Source organism: Bacillus sp. JJ1503, from assembly GCF_036965125.1.
In the GTDB taxonomy this organism is placed as follows: Bacteria; Bacillota; Bacilli; order Bacillales; family Cytobacillaceae; genus Cytobacillus.
Genome location: NZ_JBALOZ010000420.1, coordinates 1 through 3620, shown reverse-complemented (window position 1 = coordinate 3620; position 3620 = coordinate 1). Strand labels below are relative to the sequence as shown.

The 3620-nt window shown below is 33.9% G+C and carries 4 protein-coding genes and 1 pseudogene; all 5 read right to left on the bottom strand.

The features are described 5' to 3' along the window. Positions 1–77: 77 nt before the first annotated feature. Positions 78–683 (bottom strand): tyrosine-type recombinase/integrase, encoded by a 606-nt coding sequence (locus V7149_RS24235; RefSeq protein WP_335348130.1) that lies wholly within the window; start codon positions 681–683, stop codon positions 78–80. 161 nt (positions 684–844) lie between these two features. Then, positions 845–928: a hypothetical protein gene (locus V7149_RS24230; RefSeq protein ID WP_335348131.1), complete on the bottom strand. Its 84-nt coding sequence runs from the start codon at positions 926–928 to the stop codon at positions 845–847. 647 nt (positions 929–1575) lie between these two features. Beyond that, positions 1576–1839 (bottom strand): annotated as a pseudogene (locus tag V7149_RS24225) (tyrosine-type recombinase/integrase); the annotation flags it as partial. 270 nt (positions 1840–2109) lie between these two features. Beyond that, a complete protein-coding gene (locus V7149_RS24220) occupies positions 2110–2796 on the bottom strand; it encodes an ABC transporter ATP-binding protein (protein ID WP_335348129.1) in 687 nt (228 codons plus the stop codon). Position 2797: 1 nt separating this feature from the next. Then, on the bottom strand, positions 2798–3620 hold an 823-nt coding region (locus V7149_RS24215; RefSeq protein ID WP_335348128.1), incomplete at its 5' end, for an ABC transporter permease.

Here is a 3620-nt window from a genome sequence, read left to right as displayed (position 1 = left end):
ATTTTATATTGGACATAAAATCAAAATTCTGCCGCTTTTCTAATTCCAATTTTAATATTAGCTTATTAAGAAACTATTTATCGATTTTTCTTTTGTTCAAAATCGATATGAGTATACATACTAGTTGTAGCAAGGCTTTCATGTCCTAATAACTCTTGTAAGGTTCTCAAATCCACTTTATCTACCTTTTCTTGTAACAGTAAGGTAGTAAACGTATGCCTTAAATGATGCAATGAAAATCTATGTGAGGGCAATCCAGACCGATCTAAGGTTTCCTTGAATATTTTATGAAGTCCATGTGGGTTCTGCTGCTTATTATTCTTATTATAGAATATCGGTTCACTATAATAGTTTTGCTGTTCTGAAGGACGTTGTCTATACGCTTGAAACAAAGGTAAAACAATCTTGTGAAGGGGGAGGAGGCGTTCTTTTTTCCCTTTCCCTCGAACTAAAATCGTATTGTTGTCTAAATCGACTTGCTCCCATATTAAATCCACTAATTCTTGTCGTCTCATCCCTGTTGCAGCTAATAATTTAAACATCAATTCATTTCTAATTGCCTGCGATCGCTGGTCTTGCTCCAAATAGGCAAATAATTTGTGAAGCTCCTGCAATGTCATGTATTTCGGTAACTTTTTATCGGATTTAGGCGCCTGGATTCCTGCTGTGAAGTCAGACTTCATGTAGTTTTCTTTTAAACAGTATTGGCTGAATGATTTCAGGCAAGATAGACGCCTTTGCAAGGTTCTTGGCTTGATGCCATGGTTGATGACCTGGTCTTGAACAAAACGGCGTACACTGGACGAAGTAAGTTCATCTAAGTTCAATGAACGGTCGTTAGCCGTTAAAAATTCACCATAGAGCTTAAATCGAAAGCGTAACTTTTAAGGGTGTTCACGGAATAACTTTTCTCGACTTCCAAATACATGAGATAATCATCCGCAGCTTGAACGTAATTCATAATTTTCTAACCTCCTGGTAGTTATGCGGTCGATCCCTGAGAATTATGTTCGAAACCATTAATTATGAGAACTAGCCGACTTATAGAAAGAACCCTGAGAGTTATCGGTCGCAAAAATGAATATTATAGTCAACTTGCGAAAAAATAGGGGACGATAAAGAATCTTATCGGAACTTGAGAGCACAAGCCCTTGTTGTAATTATGTTTGTTTCTAGTTTACATAATATATATTATCGGAAGTTAAATAAATTTTGTCTCAATGTATAAGTATACTTAAGATAGTGAGACAAAATGAAAAAAATGTACGGTGAACCCAAGTTGTGTGTTCATAAGTGATTTTTCGATTAATAATCCATAAAGTCAATTTTTCCTGCCTGTTTTTGTGAACCTAATCTATATACTTAAATTACAGCGAGTGAACTAAATTTGTGTACATACCGTATTTTGAAACAAAGTTGTATACATAAATACCTATTTTCTTTACAGATTATTTTCCAATATTGCCCAAAACCACTAAATATAACTCAGATTACTTTTAAAGTTACCTTTCACTTCATATTCTATTCACCAAGTTAAAAAAAGAAAACACTGCATAAAGTCTTTCTGCTGCAGTGTTATTTATTGTCCATTTTGTTTACAGCTGTACGCATTTCATCATTAGTTAGATGAGTATAAATCATTGTGGTTTGAACCGATGCGTGCCCCAATTGACGCTTTAATTTTGGTATATCATTATTCTCGAAATGATAACGAGTAGCAAATGAATGTCTTAATTTATGATCAGTTAGTGCTGGTTTTCCAAATGCAATCGCATATTTCTCTACAAGCTTCTCAATAGATCGATCTGTAAGTCTCCTTGTTGTACCCATTGGTCCGATGTTGTTGATGCAACTTTCCTTTTGAAGAAGTTTCAAGGCATCTATACCGTCTTTGGCTTGAAAAACCTTATAGTCTTGTTCGGATAAATGTATATTTACTAGGTTTAGAATATTGCTATCGTCATCAACGATTAGATTGCTTGTCATAAATGTTTCCTATTACTTAAATACCTACAACTTAAAAAATAGCCCTTCGTTTCCATAGTAAGGGCTACTGTTTATTTTTAACTATCATACTTTTTATACTTTTTCTATCATTATTAAATGAATTTACTCTATACTTTGCAAAATTCGTCCATCAATCATTTTAATGATATTGTCTGCATAAGAGAGCATTTCTTCATCGTGCGTAACCATTAAAGTAGTTATATTTAATGTTTTCGTTAATTCTCTGATTAATGACATAACATCATTAGATCGTTTAGAATCTAAACTAGCGGTTGGTTCGTCTGCGAAGAGAATTTTAGGCTGGTGAATGATTGCACGAGCAATGGCTACTCTCTGTTTTTCCCCACCTGACAAAGAAGATGGATAAGCATTCTTCCGATGCTCCATCCCAACTAGTTGCAGAATTCTATTCACTTCTCTTTTTTGTTCCTGTTTCTTTAATTTCAATTCAGAAACATCTAGCATGAGCATTAGTTGTTCTTCTACGGTGAGAAAAGGAACTAGATGGGCAAATTGAAAGACAAAGCCAAATTTACTTGCTCGTATTTTCCGAATTTGCTCTGAACCCATGGTAGTCATATTTTTGCCTTCGAATAGTACTTCTCCATGTGATGAAGGTTGAAGTCCTGCAGCTATTGTAAGTAGTGTACTTTTACCTGAACCTGATGCACCCACTAATGCTGTTATTTCTCCTTCTTTTAGAGAAAGGTTAATTCCCTTCAGTATTTCTTCCTTAACTTCCCCATTCGTAAACGTTTTTCTAACTTTATCAATTGTAAATATAGACATATTATATCTCTCCTTGTTGTATTGCTTGTAGTGGTTCAACCTTTTTAATTTGTATTCCTGAGAGTGTAGCTCCAATAAATCCAATAACTAGGAATACTAGAGTCAATTGTGCGGTTGTAACCATGGTTAAACTAAAAGGCATTCCTTCAGGAGCAACCATGTTAAAGACTTGACTAAGTGTAATAGAAAAAGCAAGTGAAGTTACTGTAATAAGAATCATTTGGGTCCACATCATTTTGAATAATTTACTTGTTTTTACACCAATTGCTTTTAAAATACCGTACAAACCAATCTTTTGAACGTTCATCATGTAGAAANNAATCATATTTAAAGACATCTGTTCAGCGCTGTAACTTGAAATGGTATTTAGAAAATCTTTATTTGAAAATGATTGTAAGCCCGTAAATTCTTGAGAAGAGTCCTCTCCTGGTATGAAAATTAATTGCATTTCATCTACTCTATACATTTCTTTGTAGTTCTCTATATTAATAAAAGCGACAGGTGCATGGCTGAACTTCTCTTGTTCAACAAAACCTTTTACAATAAACTCACCACTTAATTGATTGTTCGTTAAAATATCTCCAACTTTGATCCCTTTATCCTTCATGGAGCTATCCAATATGATCTCTCCAGCTTGAACATTTGGAAACAATGTTGTTTGTGTTGAAGTAACAAAAGCAACGCTTTGTTGTTTATCATCCTTATCATTTAAAAAACCCATTTGAATAGATAGTGCTGTAGCATCTTTCTGATCATTCAACAATTTTTCTTGAATACTACTTTCTATTTTCGATAGATTATAGTTTTCGTCTGCCTTATCATTC

What these genes read in the sequence shown, in the direction of transcription:
- V7149_RS24220 (WP_335348129.1), bottom strand. Translation starts at nt 2,796, where the DNA reads ATGTCTATATTTACAATTGATAAAGTTAGAAAAACGTTTACGAATGGG.
- V7149_RS24230 (WP_335348131.1), bottom strand. Translation starts at nt 928, where the DNA reads ATGTATTTGGAAGTCGAGAAAAGTTATTCCGTGAACACCCTTAAAAGT.
- V7149_RS24235 (WP_335348130.1), bottom strand. Translation starts at nt 683, where the DNA reads ATGAAGTCTGACTTCACAGCAGGAATCCAGGCGCCTAAATCCGATAAA.